Annotated in this window: 23 protein-coding genes; 10 read left to right on the top strand and 13 right to left on the bottom strand. The window is 71.1% G+C overall.

The genetic code is table 11. The features are described from left to right. The first annotated feature begins 76 nt into the window (after nt 1-76). The 3 genes from ACFFXY_RS03050 to purM all read left to right on the top strand — a co-directional run bounded on the left by ACFFXY_RS03050 (nt 77) and on the right by purM (nt 5,268). On the top strand, nt 77-2,218 hold the full coding sequence (locus ACFFXY_RS03050; protein ID WP_382345750.1) for a carboxypeptidase regulatory-like domain-containing protein: 2,142 nt from the start codon (nt 77-79) through the stop codon (nt 2,216-2,218). 426 nt (nt 2,219-2,644) lie between these two features. Then, nucleotides 2,645-4,180 (top strand): amidophosphoribosyltransferase, encoded by a 1,536-nt coding sequence (gene purF / locus ACFFXY_RS03045; RefSeq protein WP_382345748.1) that lies wholly within the window; start codon nt 2,645-2,647, stop codon nt 4,178-4,180. Continuing rightward, nucleotides 4,177-5,268 (top strand): phosphoribosylformylglycinamidine cyclo-ligase, encoded by a 1,092-nt coding sequence (gene purM, locus ACFFXY_RS03040; protein WP_382345746.1) that lies wholly within the window; start codon nt 4,177-4,179, stop codon nt 5,266-5,268. The genes purF and purM overlap by 4 nt, the downstream gene beginning before the upstream one ends. Here purM and ACFFXY_RS03035 read toward each other — a convergent pair. The 5 genes from ACFFXY_RS03035 to ACFFXY_RS03015 all read right to left on the bottom strand — a co-directional run bounded on the left by ACFFXY_RS03035 (nt 5,234) and on the right by ACFFXY_RS03015 (nt 12,685). After that, nucleotides 5,234-6,334 carry a phosphatase PAP2 family protein gene (locus ACFFXY_RS03035; RefSeq protein ID WP_382345744.1) on the bottom strand — a complete coding sequence of 367 codons (1,101 nt, stop codon included), beginning with the start codon at nt 6,332-6,334 and terminating at the stop codon, nt 5,234-5,236. The genes purM and ACFFXY_RS03035 overlap by 35 nt on opposite strands. Nucleotides 6,335-6,528: 194 nt before the next feature. Beyond that, nucleotides 6,529-7,353 carry a hypothetical protein gene (locus ACFFXY_RS03030; RefSeq protein WP_382345742.1) on the bottom strand — a complete coding sequence of 275 codons (825 nt, stop codon included), beginning with the start codon at nt 7,351-7,353 and terminating at the stop codon, nt 6,529-6,531. Next, complete coding sequence (locus ACFFXY_RS03025) at nt 7,350-9,656, bottom strand: WD40 repeat domain-containing protein (RefSeq protein WP_382345740.1); 2,307 nt, start codon at nt 9,654-9,656, stop codon at nt 7,350-7,352. Before ACFFXY_RS03025 ends, ACFFXY_RS03030 begins: the two co-directional genes overlap by 4 nt. After that, the gene (locus ACFFXY_RS03020; protein WP_382345738.1) at nt 9,653-11,680 is read right to left on the bottom strand and encodes a hypothetical protein; all 2,028 of its coding nucleotides are present in this window, start codon (nt 11,678-11,680) and stop codon (nt 9,653-9,655) included. Before ACFFXY_RS03020 ends, ACFFXY_RS03025 begins: the two co-directional genes overlap by 4 nt. A gap of 90 nt (nt 11,681-11,770) precedes the next feature. Then, a complete protein-coding gene (locus ACFFXY_RS03015) occupies nt 11,771-12,685 on the bottom strand; it encodes an oxidoreductase (RefSeq protein WP_382345736.1) in 915 nt (304 codons plus the stop codon). Nucleotides 12,686-12,800: 115 nt separating this feature from the next. Between ACFFXY_RS03015 and ACFFXY_RS03010 the strand changes: the two genes are divergently transcribed. Continuing rightward, the gene (locus tag ACFFXY_RS03010; protein WP_382345734.1) at nt 12,801-13,382 is read left to right on the top strand and encodes a TetR/AcrR family transcriptional regulator; all 582 of its coding nucleotides are present in this window, start codon (nt 12,801-12,803) and stop codon (nt 13,380-13,382) included. Here ACFFXY_RS03010 and ACFFXY_RS03005 read toward each other — a convergent pair. The 7 genes from ACFFXY_RS03005 to ACFFXY_RS02975 all read right to left on the bottom strand — a co-directional run bounded on the left by ACFFXY_RS03005 (nt 13,360) and on the right by ACFFXY_RS02975 (nt 19,492). After that, nucleotides 13,360-14,082 carry a maleylpyruvate isomerase family mycothiol-dependent enzyme gene (locus ACFFXY_RS03005; protein ID WP_382345732.1) on the bottom strand — a complete coding sequence of 241 codons (723 nt, stop codon included), beginning with the start codon at nt 14,080-14,082 and terminating at the stop codon, nt 13,360-13,362. The two genes, ACFFXY_RS03010 and ACFFXY_RS03005, sit on opposite strands and share 23 nt — an antisense overlap. Nucleotides 14,083-14,132: 50 nt before the next feature. Then, entirely contained in the window at nt 14,133-14,696 is a 564-nt protein-coding gene (locus ACFFXY_RS03000) for an EF-hand domain-containing protein (protein WP_382345730.1), read from the bottom strand. 108 nt (nt 14,697-14,804) lie between these two features. Then, complete coding sequence (locus tag ACFFXY_RS02995) at nt 14,805-15,545, bottom strand: SDR family NAD(P)-dependent oxidoreductase (RefSeq protein WP_382345728.1); 741 nt, start codon at nt 15,543-15,545, stop codon at nt 14,805-14,807. Continuing rightward, the gene (locus tag ACFFXY_RS02990) at nt 15,542-16,834 is read right to left on the bottom strand and encodes an enolase C-terminal domain-like protein (RefSeq protein ID WP_382345726.1); all 1,293 of its coding nucleotides are present in this window, start codon (nt 16,832-16,834) and stop codon (nt 15,542-15,544) included. The genes ACFFXY_RS02995 and ACFFXY_RS02990 overlap by 4 nt, the downstream gene beginning before the upstream one ends. Further along, a complete protein-coding gene (locus tag ACFFXY_RS02985; RefSeq protein ID WP_382345724.1) occupies nt 16,831-17,661 on the bottom strand; it encodes a fumarylacetoacetate hydrolase family protein in 831 nt (276 codons plus the stop codon). Before ACFFXY_RS02985 ends, ACFFXY_RS02990 begins: the two co-directional genes overlap by 4 nt. After that, a complete protein-coding gene (locus tag ACFFXY_RS02980; protein WP_382345722.1) occupies nt 17,658-18,509 on the bottom strand; it encodes an amidohydrolase family protein in 852 nt (283 codons plus the stop codon). The genes ACFFXY_RS02985 and ACFFXY_RS02980 overlap by 4 nt, the downstream gene beginning before the upstream one ends. Further along, complete coding sequence (locus ACFFXY_RS02975; RefSeq protein WP_382345720.1) at nt 18,506-19,492, bottom strand: aldo/keto reductase; 987 nt, start codon at nt 19,490-19,492, stop codon at nt 18,506-18,508. The genes ACFFXY_RS02980 and ACFFXY_RS02975 overlap by 4 nt, the downstream gene beginning before the upstream one ends. A gap of 113 nt (nt 19,493-19,605) precedes the next feature. On the opposite strand from ACFFXY_RS02975, the gene ACFFXY_RS02970 reads away from it, so the two are divergent. From ACFFXY_RS02970 to ACFFXY_RS02955, 4 genes are read left to right on the top strand one after another with little or no spacing between them, the layout of a single operon-like run. Then, nucleotides 19,606-20,316 carry a GntR family transcriptional regulator gene (locus ACFFXY_RS02970; protein WP_382345718.1) on the top strand — a complete coding sequence of 237 codons (711 nt, stop codon included), beginning with the start codon at nt 19,606-19,608 and terminating at the stop codon, nt 20,314-20,316. A gap of 38 nt (nt 20,317-20,354) precedes the next feature. Then, nucleotides 20,355-21,050, top strand: coding sequence for a (Fe-S)-binding protein (locus tag ACFFXY_RS02965; protein WP_382345716.1), 696 nt, complete (start codon nt 20,355-20,357; stop codon nt 21,048-21,050). Continuing rightward, nucleotides 21,047-22,465, top strand: a complete 1,419-nt coding sequence (locus tag ACFFXY_RS02960; protein ID WP_382345714.1) for a LutB/LldF family L-lactate oxidation iron-sulfur protein — start codon at nt 21,047-21,049, stop codon at nt 22,463-22,465. Before ACFFXY_RS02965 ends, ACFFXY_RS02960 begins: the two co-directional genes overlap by 4 nt. Further along, nucleotides 22,462-23,067: a LutC/YkgG family protein gene (locus tag ACFFXY_RS02955; RefSeq protein WP_382345712.1), complete on the top strand. Its 606-nt coding sequence runs from the start codon at nt 22,462-22,464 to the stop codon at nt 23,065-23,067. Before ACFFXY_RS02960 ends, ACFFXY_RS02955 begins: the two co-directional genes overlap by 4 nt. Nucleotides 23,068-23,074: 7 nt before the next feature. On the opposite strand, the gene ACFFXY_RS02950 is transcribed toward ACFFXY_RS02955, so the two are convergent. Next, nucleotides 23,075-23,785: a glycosyltransferase family 2 protein gene (locus tag ACFFXY_RS02950; RefSeq protein WP_359946479.1), complete on the bottom strand. Its 711-nt coding sequence runs from the start codon at nt 23,783-23,785 to the stop codon at nt 23,075-23,077. 98 nt (nt 23,786-23,883) lie between these two features. On the opposite strand from ACFFXY_RS02950, the gene ACFFXY_RS02945 reads away from it, so the two are divergent. Continuing rightward, entirely contained in the window at nt 23,884-26,001 is a 2,118-nt protein-coding gene (locus ACFFXY_RS02945) for a hypothetical protein (protein ID WP_382345710.1), read from the top strand. A 32-nt stretch (nt 26,002-26,033) separates the two neighbouring features. Beyond that, nucleotides 26,034-26,609 (top strand): dCTP deaminase, encoded by a 576-nt coding sequence (gene dcd / locus ACFFXY_RS02940; RefSeq protein WP_382345708.1) that lies wholly within the window; start codon nt 26,034-26,036, stop codon nt 26,607-26,609. Nucleotides 26,610-26,652 lie beyond the last annotated feature (43 nt).

Below are 26,652 nucleotides of genomic sequence, written 5' to 3'. Positions count from 1 at the left end.
CCGTGGGTTCGTCGTGCCTGCCCGCAGCGAGCTCCGCGGGTCGGCGCCGAAAGCACATGCCCAGGAGGGGATGTAGATGACCGTAGCGGACGCACGGAGCGGGACCCAGGGTAGCTCCCCGCGGTCCCCGCGCAGGCGACGGGGTGCTCTGGCCTCGCGCCTGGCCGGCCTCGCCGCGGTGGCCGGCGTCCTGCTGGTCGGGCTGCTCGCCCTCCCCCAGGCCGCGGTGGCGCAGCCGAACACCGTCAACGGCTGGATCAGCTACGGGCCCGAACCGGCGCAGATCAGCATCGGCGGCCAGGCCACGGTCATCTCCGTCACGGTCCAGAACCTCGACCCCGTGTCGCCCAAGGACATCACGATCCGCGCCGACGTCGAGGGCCTGAACGACTACATCTCCGCCATCGACAACGACGGCGGCGCCGGCATGTGCAGCCGCGAGGACGGCGACAAGGTCAAGTGCGCCCAGGTCGAGCCGAACGGCCAGCGCACCGTCTCCTTCACCGTCACCACCGAGATGGACTCCGACCTCCCCAACGGCCAGCAGGCCAACGGCACGTTCAAGGCCGACTACGGCGGGCAGGCGACCGCTGACGCGGGCGTCGCGGTCGTCGGGTCGGGCTCCACGGTCAGCGAGATCACCGGCAAGGTCACCTCGAACGGCGACCCGGTCGAGGGCGCGAAGGTCGTCCTCTCCGACGGCGACGGCCAGGAGCGCGAGGAGGAGACCGGCGGCGACGGCTCGTTCAAGTTCACCGGCGACGGCGGGAACTCGATCGCCCCGGGGGACATGACCCTCACCATCAGCAAAGAGGGCTTCGAGGAGAAGACCGAGGACCTCACGGTCGAGACCGGGAGCTTCAACCTCAACGTGACGCTCGCGCAGGCCGAGGTCGAGGAGACGACCTCCGAGGCCGCGCCGACCACCGAGGCCGAGCCCCCGCCCACCGAGACGCAGCAGGAAGAGGAGGGCGGCGGCATCTCCGGCACGCTCCTCGTCCTCATCATCATCGGCGCGCTCCTGGTGGTCGGCGGCATCGTCGGCATCGTGTTCCTGCTGCGCGGCGGCAAGGACAAGGACGACGACGACGGCGAGAGCTTCGCCCCCGACGGCCCGCCCGACCACCAGCCCACCGCCGCCCAGGTCGGGTCGCCCGGCGTCTACCAGGCCGGGCCCGCGCCCGGCTCCGACGCGCCGACGATGATCCACCCCGGCGGCCTCGTCGACAGCGCCGCGCCGACGCAGTTCGGTCCCGCGTACGGCGGCGGCAGCGACTCCACGCAGGTCATGCCGCAGGGCGGCTTCGGCGCCCCGCCGCCCCCGGCCGGGCCGGTCGGCCCCGACGGGACGACGATCCTCCCGGTCGTGAAGACCCCGGGCGCGTTCGACGCCTCCGACGCGACGCAGATCATGCCGCAGGCGAACCTGTCGAACCCGCCGTCGGCCCCGCACGGGTCGTTCGGCGCCGACGCGGCCACCCGCCCGCACCCCTCGCCCACCGGGGCGTTCGGCGCGGACCCGGGCGCGACGCGCCCCCACCCGTCGCCGACGGGCGCGTTCTCCGACCCGGGCGCCACCCGCCCGCACCCGGGGGCCTCGCCGACCGGCGCGTTCTCCGACCCGGGCGCGACCCGGCCCTACTCGGCGCCGACCCCGCCGCCTTCGGGCGGCGGCATGTTCGAGCCGCAGAACCCGGGCCTCGTGCCGCCCTCGGAGCCCCGCCACGGCGGCCCGAGCGCGCCGAGCGCCCCGCAGTACGGGCCCGGCTCGCAGAACTTCGGCGGCGGCCCGGCCCAGCCGAGCCAGCCGCAGGGCCACGGCCAGCCCCCGGCGGGCTACGGCCAGCCGCCCGGCCAGCCGCCCGCCTACGGGCAGCCCAGCCAGCCGCCAGCGGGCTACGGCCAGCCCAGCCAGCCGCCGGGATTCGGCGGCGGCCAGGGCGGACCGAGCCAGCCGCAGTACGGCGCGCACGGCGCGCCGAGCGCCCCGCAGGAGCCCACCGGGTACGGCCAGTCCATGCGCCGCGACCCGTACGCCCCGTCGGAGCCCTCGGCCCCGCCCGCGGGCACCCGCCCGATGCCCCAGTACGGCAACCAGTCCCAGCCCTCGGCGCCCTCCTACGGCGCCGAGCCGGACCGCGACCCCGACGACCCCGACTCGCGCCGCACCGAGCGCCGCAGCTGGGGCGAATGGGACGACCGGCCCCGCTCCTGGTAGCCGCCCGATACGGCGCGCCGCATTCGCGCCCGGCACTCCGCCGGTGCGCTGCATCACGACCGCTGACCCGATCGGGTGACACGGGCGCCGCGGGAGCCGGTTCTCGTCGGACCCCCGCGCGATGCTGGCCGCTATGTTCCCCGGGGTGGGTGGGGGCTTGGGATGGAACTACTACTGGCCCGCCCACCCGCCCTCCGGGCGGCGCGTGTTCCGCCCTGCACGCCGCCGCCGCGGCGCTCCGCTTGCCGCGGCCGGTGAAACCGGCCCCGGTGGGCGGAAATGCGAGGAGTTTCACCTAGTCGGGGAGGGGCACGGCACACACCCGCGCTCGTTGGACGGTGGCGCCGCGCCGCAGGTCCGATAGACTGGCACCTGCGGCTCGGGCGAACCGGGCGGCGATTCTGCCAGCCGACCGAGGAGTTAGCAGTGGCCCGAGGTGACGGTTTTCTCACCACGGAACTCGATCCCGACAATCCCGGCCCCCGCGACGCCTGCGGCGTCGTCGGCATCTGGGCCCCAGGGGAAGAGGTCTCCAAACTCACCTACTTCGGGCTCTACGCGCTCCAGCACCGCGGCCAGGAGGCCGCGGGCATCGCCGTCTCCGACGGCGCGCGCACCGTCGTCTACAAGGACCTCGGGCTCGTCGCCCAGGTCTTCGACGAGTCCACCCTCGCGCCCCTCCAAGGCCACCTCGCCATCGGCCACGCCCGGTACTCCACCACCGGCGCCCCCACCTGGGAGAACGCCCAGCCGACGATCCGGTCCACCTCCACCGGCACCGCGATCGCCCTGGCGCACAACGGCAACCTCGTGAACACCGCCGACCTCCTCAAGGAGGTGGACCACCTCGGCATCGACATGGGGACCACCACCTCCGACACGCACCTCATCACCGCGCTCCTCGCCGCGCGCCCCGACGAGTCCGTCGCCGCCGCGGCCGAGCGGGTCCTCCCGCAGCTGCGCGGCGCGTTCTGCCTCGTCTTCATGGACGAGAACACCCTGTACGCCGCCCGCGACCCGCAGGGCGTCCACCCGCTCGTCCTCGGCCGCCTCGCCACCGGGTGGGCCGTCGCCTCCGAGACCGCCGCCCTCGACACCATCGGCGCGCACTTCGTGCGCGAGGTCGAGCCCGGCGAGCTCATCACCGTCGACGAGCACGGCCTGCGCTCCACGCGGTTCGCGAACCCCGAGCCCAAGGGCTGCCTGTTCGAGTACGTGTACCTCGCGCGCCCCGACACGAAGCTCGCCGGGCGCAACGTCTACGCCACCCGCGTCGAGGTCGGCCGCACGCTCGCCCGCGAGTTCCCCGTCGACGCCGACCTCGTCATCGGCGTCCCCGAGTCGGGCATCCCCGCCGCGATCGGGTACGCCGAGGAGTCCGGCATCCCCTACAGCCAGGGCTTCACCAAGAACCAGTACGTGGGCCGCACGTTCATCCAGCCCTCGCAGTCCCTGCGCCAGCTCGGCATCCGCCTCAAGCTCAACCCCCTGATCGACCAGATCAAGGGCAAGCGCCTCGTCGTCGTCGACGACACGATCGTCCGCGGCAACACGCAGCGGGCGCTCGTGCGGATGCTCCGCGAGGCCGGCGCCGTCGAGGTCCACATCCGCATCTCCGCGCCCCCCGTGAAGTGGCCGTGCTTCTACGGCATCGACTTCGCCACCCGCGCCGAGCTCATCGCCGGGTCGCTCGACGTCGACGGCATCCGCGCCCAGATCGGCGCCGACTCCCTCGGCTACGTCTCCATGGACGGCCTCGTCCGCGCCACCGAGCAGCCCGCGTCCCGCCTCTGCATGGCCTGCTTCGACGGGAACTACCCGATCGAGCTGCCCGCCGCCGACCTCATCGGCAAGCACCTGATGGAACCGCAGCCCCCGTCCTCCGCGTCTCATCCACCCCAGGCACCGACACCTCGATCCACCGAAGCGAGCACGCAAGTGCGGGAAGGGACCACAGCGTGAGCAGCGGCACCACCACTCAGAAGACGATCTCCTACCAGTCCGCGGGCGTCGACATCGACGCCGGGGACCGGGCCGTCGACGCCCTCAAGCCGCTCATCAAGCGGACCGTCCGCCCCGAGGTCGTCGGCGGGATCGGCGGGTTCGCCGGCCTGTTCGCGCTCGACACCGACAAGTACAAGAAGCCGCTGCTGGCCTCCTCCACCGACGGCGTCGGCACCAAGCTCGTCATCGCGCAGAAGCTCGACATCCACGACACCGTCGGCATCGACCTCGTCGCGATGGTCGTCGACGACCTCGTCGTGTGCGGCGCCGAGCCGCTGTTCCTCCTCGACTACATCGCCACCGGGCAGGTCGTGCCCGAGAAGATCGCCGACATCGGCGCCGGGATCGCCGACGGCTGCCGCTACGCCGGGTGCTCCCTCATCGGCGGCGAGATCGCCGAGCACCCCGGGGTCATGAAGCCCGACGACTACGACATCTCCGCCACCGGCGTCGGCGTCGTCGAGGCCGACGAGCTGCTCGGCCCCGACCGCGTCAAGCCCGGCGACGTCGCCATCGCCATGCGCGCCTCCGGCCTCCACTCCAACGGCTTCTCGCTCGTGCGCCAGGCCCTGTTCGGCGTGGGCGGCCTCGACCTCGGCGCCGTCATCCCCGAGTTCGCCACCGCCGAGCGCAACCAGCGGACCCTCGGCGAGGAGCTGCTCACCCCCACGCACATCTACGCCAAGGACTGCCTCGAACTCGCCAAGGAGTGCGACGTCCACGCGTTCGCGCACATCACCGGCGGCGGGCTCGCCGGGAACCTCGTCCGGTCCCTCCCCGAGGGCCTCCAGATCGAGGTCGACCGCGGCACCTGGACGCCGAACCCCGTGTTCGACGTCGTCCAGCGCACCGGCGGCGTCTCCCTCGAAGAGATGGAGCGGACCTTCAACATGGGCGTCGGCATGGTCGCCATCGTCGCGCCCGACCAGGTCGACCGGTCCCTCGCCGTCCTCACCGCCCGCCACGTCGAGGCGTGGACGATCGGCGAGGTCACCGGCGAAGGCTCCGGCGTCAAACTCTCCGGTGACTATCTGACGGCTGGCTAGGGATCTCCGGGTCCCCGTCGGGACCCGGCCCCTCCGCCTCCTCGGCCGCCGCCAGGGCGGCCTCGCGGTGCTGCTTCGCCTTGATGCTCAGCCACAGCCACAGCAGGCCCAGCGTCGGCAGCACCGCCGCCGAGATCAGCGCCGGGATCAGGTGCAGCGTCGGCGTCAGCATGACGCCGAGGATCAAGAGCACCGAGATGAGGATCGTCCGGCGCGTCGCCGGGTCGAACACCGCGACCGGCCCCAGCGGGATCGTCGCCCACGGCACGCGCTTGGCGCAGCGGATGATGATGAGCCCCAGCAGGAACCCCGCCGGCTCGTCCGACAGCCAGTGCTGCCCCAGGAACACCTGCGAGGAGAACACGATCACCGGCGGCGCGATCAGGAGCGCCAGCCGCGCCCACCGCGGCAGGATGCCGCCCACGAGCATCACGATCAGCCCGAACAGCAGGATCGAGTTCACCGCGTGCCCCGAGGGGAACGCCGTCGCGTCCGGGATGCCGCCGCCGCCCTCCGGGTGGTACGTGAACAGCAGCGGCCCCTCCGGCGAGACCTCCTGGAGCGCGAACGGGTGCTGCGACAGGGGCCGCCCCAGCAGGTGCTTCATGCCCAGGATGCTCGCCAGCGTGATGAACGACAGCACGTACATCAGCAGCGGCCGGATCGACCGGGACCGCAGGGCGCACCAGATCGCGATGAGCAGCGTCACCGTCGCGACCGTGCGGGCCTGCCCGAACTCGGCGCCCGCCTTCGCCAGGTCCCGCAGCCACTCCACGTCGTTCGCGTCCACCGCCCACAGCCGCACCTCCCAGTCGAGGCGCACCAGCCACGACGGGTACGACACGAAGAACGCCAGACCCAGGAACGCCAGGAACATGAGGAGGTCGGGCCACCAGCTCTTCGGCCGCTTCCCGTAGGGTTCCCAGTCGAACCAGCCCACGGGGATGTACCGGCGCAGGGGCGTGATGATCTGCCGCACCAGGGCGCCGTCGGAGACGGTGACGCCGCGGTCGGTGATGTTGTCGCTCCTGCGCGCGGTAGTCGACCGGTTCGATTCAGAAGACATATACGGATGTTCGCCGGTCAAAGTGAATTTTGATGCCGCCACACCCGAACTGGACCGAATTTGTTATCAGGTCGGTATATATGGTGTGGTTTGCGACGCAACACCGATGAGCTGCACCGATACTCAGCGATACCGGTCACGTTTCGACACCGCCCTCAGCGCCCGTCATGCCACCTCGAAACGAGGGGCCTTCGTCATGGCCGCGCCAGCGGCGCGAGGGCATTGCCGAGCTCCCGGCACCGCAGATATGCGAAGAGATCGTGACGGTCGAACGAACCGTTGACGTCGAGTCGGTCTTCGTCCAGGCCCTTGAACCGGTCGGCGATTCCACCACGCGGCATCGCCACGAAGTCCTCCGGATCGGCGATGTTGACCCACCGGTGCACCCCGGCCGGCCGCTCCCCGAACCCGTCGATCGGCTCGGGCGTCAGGCGAGGGAAGACCATCGGCATAGCGAGCGGAGAACCGATGGTGACGAGTAGCGGCAGCTCTACTCGGTGCTTCCACAGCGCCTCGTAGGCTACGATCGACCCGAGCGAGTGCGCCACGACGACGTCGGCGCCCTGGACGGCGGTCCCGACGGTCTTCAGAACCTCCGCTTTCGGAGAGAAGTCCCCGTCCGTCCGCAGGAACACCGCGACCTCACGGAAGAAGCGCTCCAGCAGCGCAACCGTCAACTTCTCGTTCTGCCCGAACGCGCGCGCGAGCCGTGCGCTGGCGGTGTGCAATGTACTTCGGAGTGTCCCTTGAGGGTTGGGCGGCAAGTAGTCCGAGACGAAGCGCTGCCAGAGCTCGGCGGCATCCTTATCGAGCTGCGACGAGCCCTGCCTGCCCGGCTGGACGAGAAGGTGGGCGTAATAGGCGACGTCCAACTCGAAGTCTCCTGAGGACAGGGGGCAGCTCGGTGACCCGAGTAGTGCCGCCCGCCATTCGCCGGCCTTGGCCAAAGCGGCCGCGAGCGGGGATGCAGCCCTGCTCTCGTAATTGCGGATGCCGTGGACGCCGACGATCCGGATCACTTCGTCTCCCCGAACATGTCGATGTGCCGGTATACCAGGATTTCTCCGGTGTCGCATCCGACGATGATCTGGCCCGGTGCCCCACTTGCCGCCGCCGTACACGGATGCGGCAATGGGAGCGTCTCGATCAGGGAATGGTTCTCGAGATCCCAGATGCGTACTGTCCGGTCGAGGCTTGTGGAAAACCCGATGAAGCGGCCGTTGAGGTGGTGTACGCCGACGGCGGTGACGGCAGCGGTGTGGCCGGTGAGCGTCAGCCCGAATTGTCTGCCTTCGTCGAGGTCCCAGACTCGGACCGTGCCGTCGTCGCCGCCGGAGACCGCGATGGTCCGACTGTCGAGGTGATCGATTGTGACCGCGCGCACCGATCCTTGGTGCCCGATAAGCGCCGCCCCGATCTGTTTGCGCTTCTTAAGGTCCCAGACACGGAGGGTCGCATCGAGGCTCGCTGTCACCGCTATCGATCGGTCGCCGAGTTGATCGACCGCCAGCGCGTTGATGCGCTTCTGGTGACCGGGGAGTTCCTTCCCCAGCTGCACGCCAAACTTCAGGTCCCAGATTCGGATCTTGCCGTCATCGCCGCCGGAGACCGCGACCGGGCGGGCGCGCAGCCGATTGATGACGATCGCGGTCAGGCCCGCCGTCTTGCCTTTGAACTGGATGCCCGGATCTCTCGTGTCGTCCAGGAACCACGCTGTGACATCGCGGTTCGATCCGGCGATGAGTGCGACGGGCCGGTCGAGAAGCTTGCCGAAGGCGAGTGCGCGCACCCAGTTTCCCAGCTCCCGGTCCGAGGTGAGGACGTGGCCGACCATGGTGGGTTGGTCGAGGTGCCACACGCGGACCACGAGGTCCCTGCCCGCCGTGATCGCGACCGGACCGGTGCTCAAGCCGCCGAACACGATCGCATTGATCTGGTCGGCGTGCCCGGTGAGGACGCTGGCGCGTCTCGCGGCGGCGCCGAGGTCCCAGACATGGGCGGTTCCGTCGTCGCTGCCGGTGACCGCGATTGTGTCGTTCCGATGGTCAAGCATCGCGATGGCCCGGACCGGTCTGGTGTGGTCGGCGAGGACGAGGCTCTGCCTTGAGGACTTCTCTAGGCTCCAGATGCGTACCTCCTCGTCTTGGCTTCCGGTGAGTACTGCGGAGCGGCTCCCTGATCTGCCGATGGCGACCGCGTTGATAGGGGCGCGATGTCGGGTGTAAAGGATCTTCGCCAGACGGGCATCGGGTTCGGAGAGGTCCCAGACACGGGCGGTTCGGTCCTCACCTCCGGTGACCGCAATCGAAGTCTTATGGGCGCCTCCGATCGCCACGGCACTGACGACGCCGTCGTGTACCAGCAGCTGGGGCTTGGATTTCGGATACCCCTCCAGTTTCACGACCCTGACCGTGCGGTCGTTGACGCGGCAGGCCGCGCGGTAGATCCACGCACGGAAGTACTGAATCGAGAGGATTGGGCAGCCCCAGTCGGCCAGCAGCTCAACGGAGGATGGTCTGGCGGGGAGGCGCCACAGGCGGAGTGTGCCATCGGCTCCTCCGCTAACGACAGCTGGGCCGCCTCGGAAGAGGCCGAGGGCGACGGCGGTGACGGCACCGCGGTGTGCCCTCAAGGCGGGTCCGGACTGCTCGTTAGTCCTCAAGTCCCACAGGAGGACTGTTCCCTCCGCATCGCCGGAGACCGCCATGGGCGGCCCGACCGTACGGCGACACAGGGAAACCGACGTGACAGGACTTTCGTGGCCGGTGAGTGTTGGACCGACCTGAAGGCCCTTCATCGAGTCCCACACGCGGACCGTCGTGTCATCACTCCCGGTGATGGCCATCGCTCGACCGTCGATCACCGCGAGATCGAGGGTCTGCACGCTTCCGGAATGGCCGGTCAGCGCCCCAAGCTTCGCCGTGGCAAGGTCGGTGCCTTGGGACCAGTGCAGGTCCCAGGACCCCACAGGCGAGACCATATGGTGGAAGGCCCCGATGCGGATCAGGTCTCTTCGGAGCAGCTGCGACCGCTTCGTGAATGCTCCGGGCTCCTGGTGGACCGCGGCAGCGTACTTGTAGGCACTGGCGATTTGCTGGTTCTCGGGGAGCCGCAGCTTCCGCAGATGCGGGATGAGGTGCCGCGGTTCGGCGTTCGGCAAGTAGTCACGTTCCCAGACGAGGTCGTCGAGCAGTTCTGCGTCCACCGCGTGGTCGGCGGTATGGCGCTTGAGGTAGGCGTTCGCGTTCACCCACCCGCTTCGGGCCCCGCTATCGATGAGCGCGCGTGCGACGGCTTTCATGTCCTCGGGATCGGCACTCATCTGTGTGTCTCCATCATCGGCGCGACCCGGGGATGGGTCAGCATGTGGTCGGCGAGCGACTGGTGGAAGAGCCGGTACAGGGTCTCGCCGCTCTCCATGTCGATATTCGTGCGCACGAACGCCTTCAACCCGGTTCCTCTGGCTAGCAGGTCCCACACGCTGAGTGAATCGGTGCCGCCGAAGACCTTGCATGCGAGCATGCCCGCAATGGAGGCGGGCATGCCGGCGCCGCGGGCATGGGCGAGGGCGGCGAGGATCGAGCGGAGTTCCGACGCGCGTGCGGAGTTCGGCTCCTCGCTCAACGACAGCTCGAGCAGCTCCGGGAGAGTGCGCGGGATGCACTGCATTGCTCGTGTGAAGCCCACCTCAGGGGTCATGCGCTCGAGGTGCTTGACATAGAGCGCGGCAGTGAGGAACTCGCCGAATTCGGGTTTTGGAGCGGAGAGGCCAGCGTCCTCGAACGGGACGAGTGCTTCGGCGATCTGCTCGGAGGCACGGTTGACGGCAGTGCGGTCAGGCACTGCGAGCGCTAGTCGCAGAAACTCGGTGATGTCGCTCCGGAGCTCGTCACGGTGGACATCATCGAGGTCGAGGGTGGCTGGTCCCGTCGCGGTCGCTCGCAGCCGGTTGAGGATCTGCCGCTGGGACGAGTTCTCCTTGCGGCTCGCGATGATGATTCGGCAGATTGGTCCACGGCTCGGCCGACCGGGCGGGCGCAGGAGTGTATGCAGGAGCGAATCGGTGATGAGCTGTGGCTCGATCGACTCGTCGAAGGCGTCGAAGACGATTGTCGGCGGGATGGGCATCGCGGCAATAGCTGCGGCCAGCCGGCCGGGGCTCGCTTCGGACGGCGAAAGGGTGAGGTGGCCCTGTGCCGCGAGCTGCCTTGCGATGGAGGTGGTGATCTCGTTGATGCGAAGCTGACGGGCGTGGACGGCTGCGAACGGTGCCCTCTCAGGGAGCCGGTCGAGAGCACCCGGATACAGCAGTCGGAGCCGGTTGCCGGTATCGGCGTATTCGGACACTGCCCGGAGTTGCGGGTGGTGGGCGAGGACCAGCGCACCCATGACAGCCGATTTGCCTGAGCCGCCCGAACCGGTCACGATCTGCAGGTTCGACTGGTGCACAGGGGTACGCAGCCACTTGCCAAGGAGGTCGATGATCCACCGCCGCCCGGCGAAGCATCTGCCGACGCGGCTATCGAAATGTGGAGCGTCGAGACCGTCATCAAGGTACTCGTGGAGCCCCGACTCGATCTTGACCTGTTCTCGTCTCCGCTGGGCGACCGCTGGGTCGTAGCTGGGATTGGGGAAGATCATGGACGGCGGGTCGAGCGCATTTGAGAACTTTCCGACGAGCAGCGGCTCCTGGCCGTAGTGACCCGGTTCCATACCGAACTCGTTCAGCTTGGCGGCCAGAGCATTGCGGAAGGTGCTCATCGACAGATACGAGCTCCCGCCGTCGGTGCCGATCCGTCGTTCGCGGATGTCGTTTAGTACGGCGGTGAAGGCTCGAGTGAACCGGCCGTCCTCGGCGGCGCGGTCAGGAGAGGAGGCCGCAGCGATCCAGACGTGGCTGAGCTGCTGGATCGACAAGCGGTCGATCGCCGCGCCGGCTTGGCACAGGTCGATCACCAACAGTAGTTCGCGGTCCTCCCTGCCTTCGCAGATACTCTGGGCCGCTTCGGTTATAGATTGAACGGAGGTGCGAAAGTCGGTAATTCCAGATGGTGGGATGAGGTGATGGAATCCATCCCCCTTCTTCTCTCCGTGGCCGAAAAGGAGGACGACCTTCAACTGCGCTGAATCGGAAATGTACTTCGGTAGATCCGCGAGGTAACGCACATCCTCGTCGTCCTGGAGATCGAACCACTCGACTTGCTGGTCGAGCACCGCTTCGAGCGCGTTCTTCGCTTCGGTCAGCGCAGCGTCGAACTCCAGAGCGACCCGATCTTCAGGGGACCCGGGGTCGGCCTTCGGCCTGAGTGAACTGACGATTACGGCTCCGATTTCGCGCGCCGGCATCGAGCCTCCATACCCACCATAGAGAGGACCGGGTCCACTCTACGGGAGTCTGACTCAGGTTGTGGGGGCGCGACTCTCGAAAGGGTTTGCCTATGTGGTTGCGGGGAGCGGGAAGCGGACGCCCGTCAGCTCCTCCGAGACGTCCCACAGTCGCCGCGCCGTCGCCGTGTCGTGCGCCTCGGCGCTGGCGCGCACCGGGACCGGTGCGCCCGTGCGCTCCTTCTTCCCGTCGGGCCCGAAGTACTGGCCGCCCTCGGCGTCCGGGGCCGTCGCGGCGCGCAGCTGCGGCAGGGCGCCCGCCGCCGGGGACTGCGTCGTGAACGGGACGAGGAGGTTCGCGATGAACCGCCACTGCGCGTTCATGCTGCGCAGCAGGCCGGTCGAGGAGAACCCGGGGTGCGCCATGAGGCTCGTCACCGGGCTCGACGCCGCGCGCAGGCGCCGGTCGAGTTCGAGTCCGAAGAGGAGGTTCGCGAGCTTCGACTGCGAGTAGTAGGCCACGGGGCTGCGGCGGCGCTCGCCCACCGGGTCGTCGAAGAAGATGCGGCCGTGGCCGTGCGCGAGCGAGGAGACGGTGACCACGCGCGGGTCCGGGCTCGCGAGACGGTCGAGCAGGAGCCCGGTGAGCGCGAAGTGCCCGAGGTGGTTGGTGGCGAACTGGATCTCGTGGCCCTGCGGGCTCAGCGAGAACGGCGGGGCCATGATCCCGGCGTTGTTGACGAGCACGTCGATCGGGGAGTCGAAGCCCTCGGCGAAGGCGCGCACCGAGTCGAGGTCGGCGAGGTCGAGGCGGCGCACCTCCAGGTCCGCGCCCGGGACCTCGGCGCGGATCGCCTCGGCCGCGGCCTCGCCCGCGGCGGTGTTGCGCACGGTCATGACGACCCGCGCGCCGCGCCGGGCGAGGGCCCGCGCGGTCTCCAGTCCGAGTCCTGAGTTCGCGCCCGTGACGAGGAAGACCCGTCCGGACTGGTCGGGGATGTCGGCGGTGCTCCAGTCGTGCGTCATCGTCCAGCCCTTCGCTCCGGTAAAATGAATCCTGATTCATCATATGATGAACCATGATTCAGGTTATTGCAAATCCGCAGGCGGACTATGATGTCCGGCGGGGAGAGGAGACCGCATGGGCGAGGACCGGCCGCTGCGCGCCGACGCGGCGCGCAACCGCGGGCGGATCACGGAGGCCGCGACCCGCCAGATCATGGCCCGCGGCCCCGAGGTCCCCATGGAGGCCATCGCCGAGGACGCGGGCGTCGCCGTCGGCACCCTCTACCGCCACTTCCCCACCAAGCGGGACCTCGTCGTCGCCGTCCTCGCGGAGTGCTTCGGCGCCTTGACGAAGGCCGCCGAGGACGCCGCCGACCGGATCGACGCGGGCGCGAGCGCCATCGCCGAGTTCACCGCCTTCGCGCGCATCGTCATGGAGGACGCCGCGGGGAACCTCGCGATGAAGGCCGCGGCCCGCTCGCTCGGCGCGGACGTCCACGAGGCCGAGGAGCGCCGCCGCGGCGAGGCCGCGATGGCGCGGCTGCTGGAGGCGGCGAAGGCCGAGGGCACCGTCCGCCCCGACCTGGGGATCGAGGACTGCTACCTCTTCTTCATCACCGTGCCGGTGGACCAGCCGCCCGCGATGCGCGACCGCTGGTTCGAGCTGATGATCGCCGGGTTCCGCGCGGGCGCGGTCAGTACGTCAACGGCCCCTTGAGGACCGAGAGCGCGGTGGACCGGTCGCCGTCCCACTCCAGGGACGGGTCGTCCTTGGCGAGGCGGCCCCACAGCATGAGCAGGAGGTCCCCGGCGTCCCCGGTGACCTCGGCGACCGGGTCGCCGGGACCGTAGATCCACCAGTCGCCGGTGTCGGCGGCGGTGAACTTGACGCACGCGTCCGGCGGCCAGGCCTTGCCGACGCCGACCATCTTGGGCGCCAGCACGTCGAGCACCTCGGCGACGCCCGCGGCGGCGAGCACCGGGTCGAGCGGCGCGGGCGCGTCCACGGTCTGCTGGGCGTCCCAGCGGTGCAGCATGGTCTCCACGGCGATCGACCGCTGCCAGTACCCGGCGTTCGGGGGCGTGAAGTGGCCCCACGCGGGGGTCGCCGGGTCCACGTCGAGGGACATGACGAGGAGCTCGGCGGTGCCTTCGAGCCACCGCAGCAGCTCGCCGCGGTCCTGCGGGGCCAGCGGCGGCGCCCCGTCGGGAGGAGTGTCGCCGCCGGTCCACTCGGTCACGCACGCGGCGGTGAACAGGTTCGAGTGCCCTACGGCGCGCGCGAGTCCGGCGAGGTCCACCGGTTCGGCGAACTCCTCGCGGTAGGCGATGGCCGCGCCGAGGTCGCCCTCGGCGACGCACTTGCGGAACGCGTCCATCTCGCGCCGGAAGCACCGCAGATATGAAGCACCGTCCATACCCTCACCCTATCGGCGACCCCGGTGCGGGCCGGATCGGGAGCGTCGGGTCAGCGCTCGTAGACCGGGCGGCCCATGAACCAGTTCCCGGGGGCCTCGGGGTCGGTGCTGGACCAGTACTCGACGACGGCGCGCACGAACTCGTCGATGGAGAGGGAGCCGTCGCCGTCGCGGTCGAGGTGCGCGAACGCCTTGTCGATCTCGTCGGCGGCGAGGTTGGGGAAGTGCGCGCGGGAGAACGAGGCGAACTCGTCGGGGCCGACGTCGCCGCTCGCGTCGGCGTCGGCGATGGCGTGGAAGGTGCGGGCGAGGTGGCCCACGGTGGCCTCGGCGGCGGCCGGGTCGTCGGCGAGGCTGCGGGTGGAGGCGATGAACGTGGCCTTGTCGATCGCCTCGGCGCCGTCGGCGAGGTGGGGGCGGTGGAGGCCGTTCCAGATGTCCATGTACGCCGAGACGATCCAGGACTCCTCGGGCGAGCCGGGGGCGTGTCCGAGCTCGGCGGCGGTGCGGCGGCCGAGCTCGATGTGGTCGTGCTGGTCCAGGCGTCCGTCGCCGTCGGCGTCCAGGTGGTCGAAGCCGTGCGCGATCTTCGCGGTGAGCATGTCCTCGGTCATGGCCGGGCCCCCTTCGGTGGTGGTCGGGAGGTCACAGCATCGCAGGACGGCGGCGCCGCGGCGGGTATCCCGCGCCGCGGCGTCCTCCGTGTCCCGTGCCCGGGCGCGCTAGCCCTTGACGATGCGCAGTCCGGCGGTGCCGCCGTCGACAGCGAGGCTGGTGCCGGTGAGGGCCTTGTTGGCGGGGTCGGCGAGGTAGACGATCGCGTTCGCGACCTCCGCGGCGGTGACCAGGCGGCCGGTGGGCTGGCGCGCTTCGAGGCGGGCCCGCTCGGCGGCCGGGTCGTCGGACTGGTCGAGGAGGCGCTGGACCCACGGGGTGTCGGCGGTGCCGGGGTTGACGCAGTTGACGCGGATGCCCTCGCCCACATGGTCGGCGGCCATCGCCAGGGTGAGCGACTGGACGGCGCCCTTGGACGCCGAGTACAGGGCCCGGTTGACCAGCCCGGTGGTGGCGACGATCGAGGAGGTGTTCACGATCGCGGGCGAGGGCGACTCGCGCAGGTGCGGGAGGCAGGCGCGGGCGAGGCGCACCATGCCCAGGACGTTCACGTCCAGGACGCGGAACCACTGCTTGTCGGAGTTCTCCTCGACGGTGCCGACCGCGCCGATCCCGGCGTTGTTGACGAGCACGTCGATGCGGCCGAAGTGCTCGGCGGTCGCGGCGACGGCCAGGCGGACCTGGTTGTCGTCGGCGACGTCGCACTTGCGCGACCAGTGGCCGGGGCTCTCGTTCAGGTCGAGGACCGCGACGTTCGCGCCGCGCTCGGCGAAGGCGTCGGCCGCGGCCGCGCCGATGCCGGAGGAGCCGCCGGAGACCACGACGGTGAGGCCTGCGAAACCGCTCATGCGTTATCCCTCCATTCAGGACCGTTCGGGTAGGCGAAGCGCTGGAGGCTCTCGCGCCGCATCTCGGCGGAGAACCCCGGCGCGGTCGGGGCGGCGTAGCGGCCGCCCCGGACGACCGCGGGCGCGGTGAAGTGCTCGTGGAGGTGGTCCACGTACTCGATGACCCGGTCGTCCATCGAGGCGCTCACCGACGTGTAGTCGAACATCGAGAGGTGGCAGACCAGCTCGCACAGGCCCACCCCGCCCGCGTGCGGGCACACCGGGACGCCGAACTGCTTGGCCAGCAGCAGGATCGCCAGGTTCTCGTTGACCCCGGCGACGCGCGCGGCGTCCATCTGGAGGAAGTCGATCGCGCCCGCCTGGAGGAGCTGCTTGAACATGACCCGGTTGTGGACGTGCTCGCCGGTGGCGACCTTGACGGGCGCCAGGCGCTTGCGGATCGCGGCGTGGCCCAGGACGTCGTCGGGGCTCGTGGGCTCCTCGATCCACCACGGGTCGAACTCGGCGAGCGCCTTCGTCCACTCCACGGCCTGGTCGACGTCCCACCGCTGGTTCGCGTCCACCGCGATCCTGATGCCCGGCCCGACGGCGGCGCGGGCCGCGGCGAAGCGGCGGCGGTCGTCCTCCAGGTCGGCGCCCACTTTCAGCTTGATCTGCCTGTAGCCCTGGGCGACCGCCTCGCGGGCGAGGCGCACGACCTTCTCGTCGTCGTACCCGAGCCAGCCGGGCGAGGTGGTGTACGCGGGGTAGCCCTCGCGCTCGACCTCGGCGATCCGCTCGGCCTTGCCGGGCTCGGCGGCGCGCAGGATCCCCAGGGCCGCTTCGGGAGTGAGCGCGTCCGAGAGGTACCGCCAGTCGACGCACTCCACGATCTCCTCGGGGGTGAGCGAGGACAGGTACTTCCACAGCGGGAGCCCCGCGCGGCGCGCGGCGAGGTCCCAGGCGGCGTTCACCAGGGCCGCGGCGGCGAGGTGCATGACGCCCTTCTCCGGTCCGAGCCACCGGATCTGCGAGTCGTGCGTGAGGCGCCGGTACAGGTCGCCGAGGTCGGCGGGGCCGTGGACGTCGGCGCCCACGACGAACTCGCTGAGCGTCTCGATCGCGGCGCAGCACAGGTCGTTGCCGCGCCCGATCGTGAACGTGAACCCGTGGCCCTCAAGGCCGTCGTCGGCGTGGAGCACCACGTACGCGGCCGAGTAGTCGGGGTCGGGGTTCATCGCGTCGGAGCCGTCGAGGCTGCGCGAGGTGGGGAAGCGGACGTCCACGACGTCCACGGCCGTGATGGTCACGCCTGCACCGTCGGGTTCCTCGTGGAGCCCAGGCCCTCGATGCCGACCTCGACGGTGTCCCCGGCCTTGAGGTAGGGGAAGCGGCCGGAGAGCGCGACGCCCTCGGGGGTGCCGGTGAGCAGGAGGTCCCCGGCGTCGAAGGCCATGAACTGCGACATGTGGTGGATGATCCTCGCGACGGAGAAGATCATGTCCTTGGAGCTGGAGTCCTGGCGGGCCTCGCCGTTCACCTTGGACCACAGGCGCAGTGCCTGCACGTCCTCGATCTCGTCGGGGGTGACCAGCCACGGGCCCAGCGGCGTGAACGTGGGGCACGCCTTGCCCTTGGAGAACTGGCCGCCGGAGCGCTCGATCTGGAACTCGCGCTCGGACAGGTCGTTGGCGACGACGAACCCGGCGATGCAGCCGAGCGCCTCCTCCTCGGACTCCAGATAGGACGCCCGCTTGGCGAGCACCACGCCGAGTTCGACCTCCCAGTCGGTCCGGGTGGACGCCCGGGGGATCTCGACGTCGTCGTGGGGGCCGACGATCGTGTTGGGGTGCTTGTAGAACACGACGGGCTCGGCCGGGGGCTCGGCGCCGGACTCGGCGCAGTGCGCGGCGTAGTTCATGCCGATGCACACGATCGCGTTCGGCTTGGCGATCGGCGGGGCGATGCGCGCGTCCTCGATGTCGATCTCGGGGAACCCGGCGGTGGTGGCGATGCCGCCGGCGTTGAGGAAGTCGCCGTCGATGTCGACCGCGGCGGCTGAGAGGTCGTAGTACTTGCCCTCGTGCAGCGCCACGGGGGTCTCGTAGCCGGGCAGTCCGATGCGCAGGTACTTCATAACGCTCCTAGCTGGTAGACCTTGGCGGCGGTGCCGCCGAAGACGTCGGGGTCGGTGCGGCCGAGGACCTCGGTGAGGGCGTCCTTGACGCGGGTGTAGGTGGCGGCCAGTTCGCAGACGGGCCAGTCGGACCCGAACATGAGCCGGTCGGGGCCGAACAGTTCGAGCGCGGTCTGCACGAACGGGCGCAGGTCGGCGGGCTTCCACCGGTGCCAGTCGGCCTCGGTGACCAGGCCGGAGAGCTTCGCGGACACGTTGGGGCGCTTGGCGAGCGGCGTGACGGCCTCCCGCCAGGCGCGGAGCCCGGCGTCCCCCTCGCGCACCTGCGGCTTGCCGAGGTGGTCGAGGACGAAGTGCAGGTCGGGGACCGCGGCGGCGGCCTCGGCGGCGGCGGGGAGCTGGTCGGCGCGGACGACGAGGTCGAACGTCCTCACGTGCTGGGCGACGGTCTTGAACGCCTGGACCGCCTCGGGCCTGGCGAGGAAGTCCGCTTCGGGGCGGCCCTGGACCTGGTACCGCAGGCCCACGAGGTACCGGGCCCGCGGGTGGCTCCCGTAGCGCGCCAAGGTGTTCCCGAGGCCGGGGTCGGTGAGGTCGGCGAAGCCGACGACCCCGGCGATCTCCTCGGTGGCCCCGGCGAGGTGCAGGAACTCGACGGTCTCGGACGGGTGCCCCCAGTCGGCCTCGACGAGGACGGTCCGGTCGACCCCGGCGGCCTTCAGGTTGGCCCGCAGGTCGGCCACGCCGTAGTCGCGCCGGATCGGCGCGAACTCGGGGCGGCTCGCGAGCCACGGGTAGTCGGCGGTCCAGACGTGGTGGTGCGCATCGATGACGAGCGGGGCCGTCATGGGACGGGTGCCTCCTCGGCCAGGAGCCCGGCGGCCTTGAGGTCGTGCCACAGCGCGCCGGGGATCGGGTGTGCGTACATGGCGAGGGCGTCGTCGACCTCGGAGGGGTTGCGCGCGCCGACGAGGATCGACGCGACGGCGGGGTGGGCGGCCGCGAACTGGAGCGCGGCGGCCCGCAGCGGCGTGCCGTGCCGGTCGCAGACCGCGGCGATCGCCTGGGCCTTCGCGACCATGCGCGGGTCGGCCGCGGCGTAGTTGAAGGTGGCGCCGGGCTTCGGGTCGGCGAGGATGCCGGAGTTGAAGACGCCCGCGGCGATCACGGAGACGCCGCGGTCGAGGCACAGCGGGTAGAGCCGGTCGAGCGCGGACTGGTCGAGGAGCGTGTACCGCCCGGCGACGAGCGCGACGTCGAGTTCGGTCGCCTCGATGATCTCGGCGGCGGCGTCGGTGGAGTTCATGCCGAGGCCGACCGCGCCGACCTCGCCGCTCGCGCGCAGTTCGGCGAGGGCCCGGTAGGTGCCCGCGACGGCCTCGCCGCGGTGGTCGTCGGCGTCGTGGATGAGGCCGATGTCGATGCGGCCCAGGCCGAGCCGCTCCAGGGAGCCGCGGTAGGACGCGAACGCGCCGCGGTAGGAGAAGTCGAACTCGGCGCGCTTGCCGTTGGGCTCGGCCCACAGGTCCCACTGCCCGTCGTGGTCGACCAGGACCCGGCCGAGCTTGGTGGAGAGCGTGTAGCCGTCGCGGCCGCGGGGGGCGAGGGCGGCGCCGAGGCGCTGCTCGGAGAGGCCGGCGCCGTAGTGGGGCGCGGTGTCGAAGTGGCGGATTCCGCCGTCCCACGCGGCGTCGACGGTGGCGGTGGCGTCCGCCGGGTCGACGGGGGCGAACAGGCCGCCGAGGGGGGCGCAGCCGAGCCCGACGGCGGTGACGGTGACATCGGTGGAACCCAGCCGCCGAACCGGCGGCGCGGAGTGGTGAGCGCTCACGAGGTCTCCAAACGTATATCCTATAGGATATCGGATCCGCGTCCGGACGGCCGCTTCGCGGGGCCGCGGCGCGTATCCGCGGGGTGTCGCCTATATCCTATAGGATCTACGATATGGGAGAAGTACAGGTGCTACCGCGGCGGCAGACCCTCGCGGACAAGACGTACGACGAGCTGAACTCGCGCATCATGCAGAGCGTGCTGCCGCCGGGGGCGAAGCTCAGCATCGACGGCCTCGCCAGGCAGATGGCGATCTCGCAGACGCCGCTGCGCGAGGCGCTGGCCCGCCTGGAGGCCGAGGGCCTGGTCGAGCGGCGGCCGCTGAGCGGGTACACGGTGACGGCGCTCCTCACGACCGAGGAGTTCAACGACCTGTTCGACCTGCGGCTGCTCATGGAGCCGCTCGCCGCGAGCCGGGCGGCGGGCCGCGTCGGCCAGGCCCACATGACCGGCGACGGGAAGGCGCTCCGCGCCCTGGCGCGGACCCCCGAGTACCACTCCGACGCGAAGCTGAGCCAGCTGGCGTTCACCCAGGCGGACGCGAAGTTCCACGCCTCGGTCGCGCAGCACAGCGGCAGCGGCGTCCTCGCCAAGGCGATCCGCCGCCTCGACGCGCACCTGCACCTCCACCGGGCGTACCTGACGCCGGAGTCGATCAGCGAGACCGAGGCCGAGCACCTCGCGGTCGCGGAGGCTATCATTGCCCAGCAACCGCTTGCCGCCGAAGCGGCGATGCGCCGCCACCTCGAACTCTCGCGGGTGCGGCACGCCGCCGCCTTCACCGCGGACGAGCAGGCGGACGCGAAGAAGCAAGCGAAGAAGTAGGCAGAGACGCGAAGCAGCAGAGAAGGGGTGACCGCGCGATGGCGCGCGTAGCGCTGTTCATCACCTGCGTCAACGACGCGCTCTTCCCCGAGGCGCCGAAGGCCGTCGTGCGCGTCCTGGAGCGCCTCGGCTACGAGGTCGACTTCCCCGCCGCGCAGACCTGCTGCGGCCAGATGCACGCCAACTCCGGGTACCGGGACGACGCGGCCCGGCTCGCCCGCGCCTTCGACGAGGTCTTCGGCGGCTACGACGCGATCGTCACCCCCTCCGGCTCGTGCGCCGCGATGGCCCGCGACCAGTACCCGCACCTGACCGGGTCCGGCATCGGGCGGCGCGTGCACGAGCTCTCGGAGTTCCTGGTCGACGTCGCCGGGGTCGAGGACGTCGGCGCGCACTTCCCCCACTCGGTCACCTACCACCCGACCTGCCACGGCACCCGCGCGCTCGGCCTGGGCGACAAGCCGCTCCGCCTCCTGCGCAACGTCGGCGGCATCGAGCTCGTGGACCTGCCCGCCGCCGACCAGTGCTGCGGCTTCGGCGGGACCTTCGCGCTCAAGAACTCGGAGGTGTCCTCCGCGATGCTCGCCGACAAGTGCCGCAACGCGGCCGCCACCGGCGCCGAGTACCTCGCGGCCGCCGACAACTCGTGCCTGACGCACATCGGCGGCGGCATCTCCAGGAGCGGCGGCCCGAAGCCGATCCACTACGCCGAGATCCTCGCGGGCACCGCATGAGCGAGATCGTGCCCGCCGCCTCGCTCATCCCCGCCGACGCGCCGTTCCCCAAGGCCGCCAAGGTCGCCCTCGGCATGCCGCAGCTGCGCGCCAACCTCGCCCACGCCACCGGGACGATCCGCGCCAAGCGCGCCAAGGTCGCCGGGGAGCTCGACGACTGGGAGCGCCTGCGCGACACCGCCGCCGCCGTGAAGGCCGACGTGCAGCGGCGCCTCCCCGAACTCGCCGTCGAGTTCGAGCGCAACGCCACCGCGGCGGGCGCGAAGGTCCACTGGGCGCGGGACGCCAAGGAGGCCAACGAGATCGCCGCGCGGATCGTGCGCGAGGCGGGCGCCGAGGAGGTCGTCAAGGTCAAGTCCATGGCGACGCAGGAGATCGAGCTCAACGAGCACTTCGAGGCCGTGGGCCTCAAGGCGTTCGAGACCGACCTCGCCGAGCTCATCGTGCAGCTCGCCGAGGACCGGCCGAGCCACATCCTCGTGCCCGCGATCCACTACAACCGCACGCAGATCCGCGACATCTTCGATCAGCGGATGGGCGACGCCCCGGACGGTCTCACGGACGATCCGGCCGCGCTGGCGGAGGCCGCGCGGCTGCACTTGCGCCGCCGCTTCCTGTCGTCCACGGCGGCGATCTCGGGCGCGAACTTCGCGGTGGCCGAGACCGGGTCGCTCGTGGTCGTGGAGTCGGAGGGCAACGGCCGCATGTGCCTGACGATGCCGGACACGCTCGTGAGCATCGTCGGCGTCGAGAAGCTCCTGCCGAGCTTCAGAGACCTGGAGGTGTTCATGCAGCTCCTGCCGCGCTCGTCCACGGGCGAGCGCATGAACCCCTACACGTCGGTGTGGACCGGGGTCCGCGAGGGCGACGGGCCGCAGGACGTGCACGTGATCCTGCTCGACAACGGCCGCACCGGTGTCCTGGCCGACGAGGTGGGCCGCCAGGCGCTCTCGTGCATCCGCTGCTCGGCCTGCCTGAACGTGTGCCCGGTGTACGAGCGGACCGGCGGGCACGCCTACGGGCACGTCTACCCGGGCCCGATCGGCGCGATCCTCGCGCCGCAGCTGGAGCCGGGCCGCCACGACGACCTGCCGTACGCCTCCAGCCTGTGCGGGGCCTGCTACGAGGTCTGCCCGGTGAAGATCAACATCCCCGAGGTGCTGGTGCACCTGCGCCAGCGGGGCCCGCACGCCGCCGCCGAGAAGGCCGCGATGGGCGCCGCGGAGGCCGTCATGGCCCGCCCGCGCCTGTGGCGGGCCGCGCTCAGGGCCGCCCGGATCGGGTCGATGCCGTGGCGGCGCAAGGGGTTCGTGAGAAGAATGCCGTGGCCGGTATCGAAGTGGACGGTGAGCCGGGATCTGCCGGTGCCGCCGCAGGAGTCCTTCCGGGACTGGTGGAAGGAGCGCGGCCGGTGAGCGCGAGGGACGAGATCCTGGAGCGGATGCGGCGTGCCCTGGCGGATGCGTCGGCGGCCCCGCCGGTGCCGCGCGAGTACCGGCGGTCGCTCGACCCCGGGACCGACGTGGTCGCGACGCTCGTCGACCGGCTCGTGGACTACAAGGCGAACGTGCACTACGGCGTGGAGGCGATCGCGGCGGCGCTCGACGGGGCGGCGCGCGTCGCGGTCCCGGCGGACCTGCCGGCGGCGTGGCGGCTCGGCCCGGCCGAGTTCGCGGAGGACCGCGGGCTGACCACCGCGGAGCTCGACGGCATGGACGCGGTGCTCACCGGCTGCGCTGCGGCCGTTGCGGTCTCGGGGACGATCATGCTCGACGCCGGGGCGGCCCAGGGCCGCCGGGCGCTCACGCTCGTGCCGGACCATCACGTGGTCGTGGTGCGCCGGGACCAGATCTGGGGGCACCTGGCGGAGGCGCTGCCGCGGCTGGACCCGGCCGCGCCGCAGACGTGGATCTCGGGGCCGTCGGCGACCAGCGACATCGAGCTCCAGCGCGTCGAGGGGGTGCACGGGCCCCGGCGGCTGGACGTGGTGATCCTGGACCGGCAGGGCCTGGATTGAGCCCGGTCTAGCGGCCGATGCCGGGGCGGCCGGAGCGGCGGACGCGTTCGCGGCCGAGGAGCCACAGGGCCTGGACGCCGTCGGTCCAGGTGATCTTCTTGCCCTCCTCGCGGCTGCGCGCGGTGTACGAGATCGGGACCTCGTAGGGCCGGATGCCGCGCTTGAGGAGCTTCGCGGTCAGCTCGGCCTCCATGCCGAAGCCGCCGGAGCGGATGTTCAGGTCCAGGTACATCTGGCGCGGCAGGAGCTTGTAGCAGGTCTCCAGGTCCGAGATGTACGAGTTGAAGAGGATGTTCGCGGCGAGGGTGATCCCCTTGTTGCCCATGACGTACCAGAACGAGTACGCCGAATGGGACCCGAACGACCGCGAACCGTACACGACCTCGGCCTTGCCTTCGAGGACCGGTGCGAGGAGCCGGGGGAGGTCCGCCGCGTCGTACTCGCCGTCGGCGTCGAACACCACGATGTTCGCGCCCGAGGCCGCCTTCGCGGCGGTGCGGATGGCCGCGCCCTTGCCCTTGTTGCGGTCGTGGCGGATCAGCTTCACCCGCGAATTGTCCTCAAAGGACTGGAGTACTTCCCAGGAGCGGTCGCGCGAGCCGTCGTCCACGACGACGATCTCGGTCTCGCAGGGGAAGTCCACCGCGAGCAGCTCTTTCAGCGTCCCTGCGGCGAGGCGTTCCTCATTGAAAACCGGGACGAGTACCGACAACAGCATCTTGCTGCTCCATCCCCTCGCGTCCGAACACGATTGCACAACCATAACGCGCTGCCGCCAGGGCGGCATCCGCCGGACCGGTCGTGTTGAATGGAGCGGTGCTGCTCGTCCTGTGGCTCCTCGCCCTGCTTCCGGCGCTCGCCTACGCCCTCCGCCCCCGCGACGGGGCCGTGCTCGCCCCGGCCCGCCTGGCGGTGATCCGGGCGGCGCTCCTGCTGGGCGCCTTCGCGATCGCGGTCGTCGAGGCCGCCTCGGTGTGGCACGCGCTCACCCCGGCCACCGTGGCGGCCGCGTGGATCGGCGCCACCGTCGCCATCGCCGCCGCGGTCGTCGTCCGCTGCGTGAAGGACGTCGACGCCGGGCCCGTCCAGTCCCTCGACGTCCTCAAGGAGGAGCTGCGGTCCCGCCGCGGCGCCACCCGCCGCACCTGGCGGCGCACCAAGAGCGCCGCCGCCGCGGCCCCCGCCTGGCAGTGGGCGCTCGGCTGCGTCGTCGCGATCCTCGCCGTCAGCGCCGCCGTCCTCGCGATCGCATCCTCCCCCAACAACTTCGACTCGCAGACCTACCACCTGCCGCGCATCGAGCACTGGGTCCAGAACGCCTCGGTCGCCGTCTACCCCACCGCGATCCACCGCCAGGTCGACCTCGGGCCCGGCGCCGAGTACCTCCTCGCGCACCTGCGGCTCCTCTCCGGCGGCGACGGCGCGTACAACCTCCTCCAGCTCCTCGCCGGGGTCGGCGCGCTCCTGGCCGCCTCCCGGATCACCGCGCAGCTCGGCGGCGGCCCGACGGCGCAGCTCGCCACCGTCTTCGTCCTCGCCACCACCCCCGAGGTGCTGCTCCAGGCCACCAGCACCCAGGTCGACCTCATCGCCGCCGCGTGGGTCGCGGCCCTCGCCACCGTCGTCCTCGACGAGTTCACGCGCCCGGGGGACGCCGACGGGAGCGCGCTGCGGGCCGCCGCGCCCGCCCCGGACGCCCTCTACCTGGGGCTCGCGCTCGGGCTCATCGCCGTCACCAAGACCACCGGGCTCCTCGCCGCCGCGCCGCTCCTGCTCATCTGGGGGATCGGGCGGCTCGTGCGCGACGGGCACCGCCGCCGCCCGTGCCTGTGCGGGCGCAGCCCCGGCCGCTGCTCGCGCGCCGACGCGTCCCGCGCCTGGACCTCCCGCGGCCGCACCGTCCTCGCCTCGCTCGCCGTCATCGCGCTCGCGCTCGCCATCGCCGGGCCGTTCCTGTGGCGCATGCAGGAGGCCTTCGGCAGCCCCCTCGGGCCGCCGGTGCTCCGCGAGTCCATCGGCGTGCAGACCGCCGACCCGCGGCTGCTGCTGGTCAACGCGCTCCGCATCGCCCAGACCGGCCTCGACACGCCCCTGTTCTTCCTCTCCGACGCGACGGCCGGCGCCATCAACGGGCTCGCGAACCTCCTCGGCGTGGACGTCAACGACCCGCGGATCACGTTCGGCGCCAGCGAGTTCCCCGTCCCCGCCTGGTACCCCGACGAGGACCGCGCGGCCTTCCCGCTCACCGGCCTCGCGTCCCTCGCCGGGCTCGCGTGGTTCGCGGTGAAGGGCCCGCGGCTGCGCCGCGCCTACGCCGCCGCGCTCGCGGTCGCATTTCTGGGCGTCGCCTGCACCGTGTCCTGGCAGCCGTGGGTCAACCGCCTCGTCGTCTTCCTCGTCGTGCTCGCCGCCCCCGCGGCCGGACTCCTCGCCGCCGCCATGGTCAAGGGCGTCGCCCGCACCCTCGGCGACCGGAGGCGGCGCCGCGCCGCCGTGGCCCTCATCGCTGCGTTCGCGTCCCTCGCGTCCGTCGCCGGGCTCCTGACGGTGGCCTACGGGTACCCGCGGCGGCTCACCGGCGCGTGGTCGGTCTTCAGCCTCACCGACATGGAGGAGCGGTTCGTGCGGCGGCTCGAATGGCTCCCCCAGTACGAGGCCGCCGCCGACGCGGTCTCGGCGGTCGAACCGGAGACGGTGGGGGTCGTGCAGGGCAACGACTCGTGGGAGTACCCGTGGTGGGTCCTCCTGCCCGAGGGCACCGAGATCCTCGCCCTCGAATCGGTCGTCCCCGGCCAGGACCCGCCCGACCCGGGCTCGGTGGACGCGATCGTGTGCGCCGAGGACCTCGACCGGTGCGCCGAGCTCGTCCCCGACGGCTGGACGCTCACCGACCTGGGCACGGTGGCCTACGCCTTGCCCCCGGAACCTGAGTGACGCCCACGCTGCGGTCCCGTTAGCCTGGGCGCATGCTGCTTAGCGATCGCGACATCCTCGATGCCGTCAAATCGGGCCGCCTCGGCATCGACCCGTTCGACGAGGAGCTCGTGCAGCCCTCCAGCATCGACGTGCGCCTCGACCGCCGCTTCCGGGTCTTTAACAACCAGAAGTACACGCACATCGACCCCGCCCGGCAGCAGGACGAGCTGACCTCCCCCGTGGAGGTCGCCGACGACGAGCCGTTCGTGCTCCACCCGAGCGAGTTCGTCCTCGCCTCCACCCTCGAAGTGATCACCCTCCCCGCGGACCTCGCCGCCCGCCTCGAAGGCAAGTCCAGCCTCGGGCGCCTCGGCCTGCTCACCCACTCCACCGCCGGGTTCATCGACCCGGGCTTCTCCGGGCACGTCACCCTGGAGCTGTCGAACGTCGCGAACCTGCCGATCACGCTGTGGCCGGGCATGAAGATCGGGCAGCTGTGCCTGTTCGGGCTCTCCAGCCCCGCAGAGAAGCCCTACGGGCAGGGCGCGAACTTCTCCCGCTACCAGGACCAGCGCGGACCCACCCCGTCCAAGTCGTGGATGCACTGGCGCACCTGGCCCACGTAGCCGCTCCGCGCCCGGATCAGGCGGCAATCGAGCGAAACTCCTG

Source organism: Glycomyces mayteni (assembly GCF_042428885.1).
Taxonomy (GTDB): domain Bacteria; phylum Actinomycetota; class Actinomycetes; order Mycobacteriales; family Micromonosporaceae; genus Glycomyces; species Glycomyces mayteni.
The sequence above is the reverse complement of the archived record's forward strand: the minus strand, read 5'-3'. Positions and strand labels throughout refer to the sequence as shown.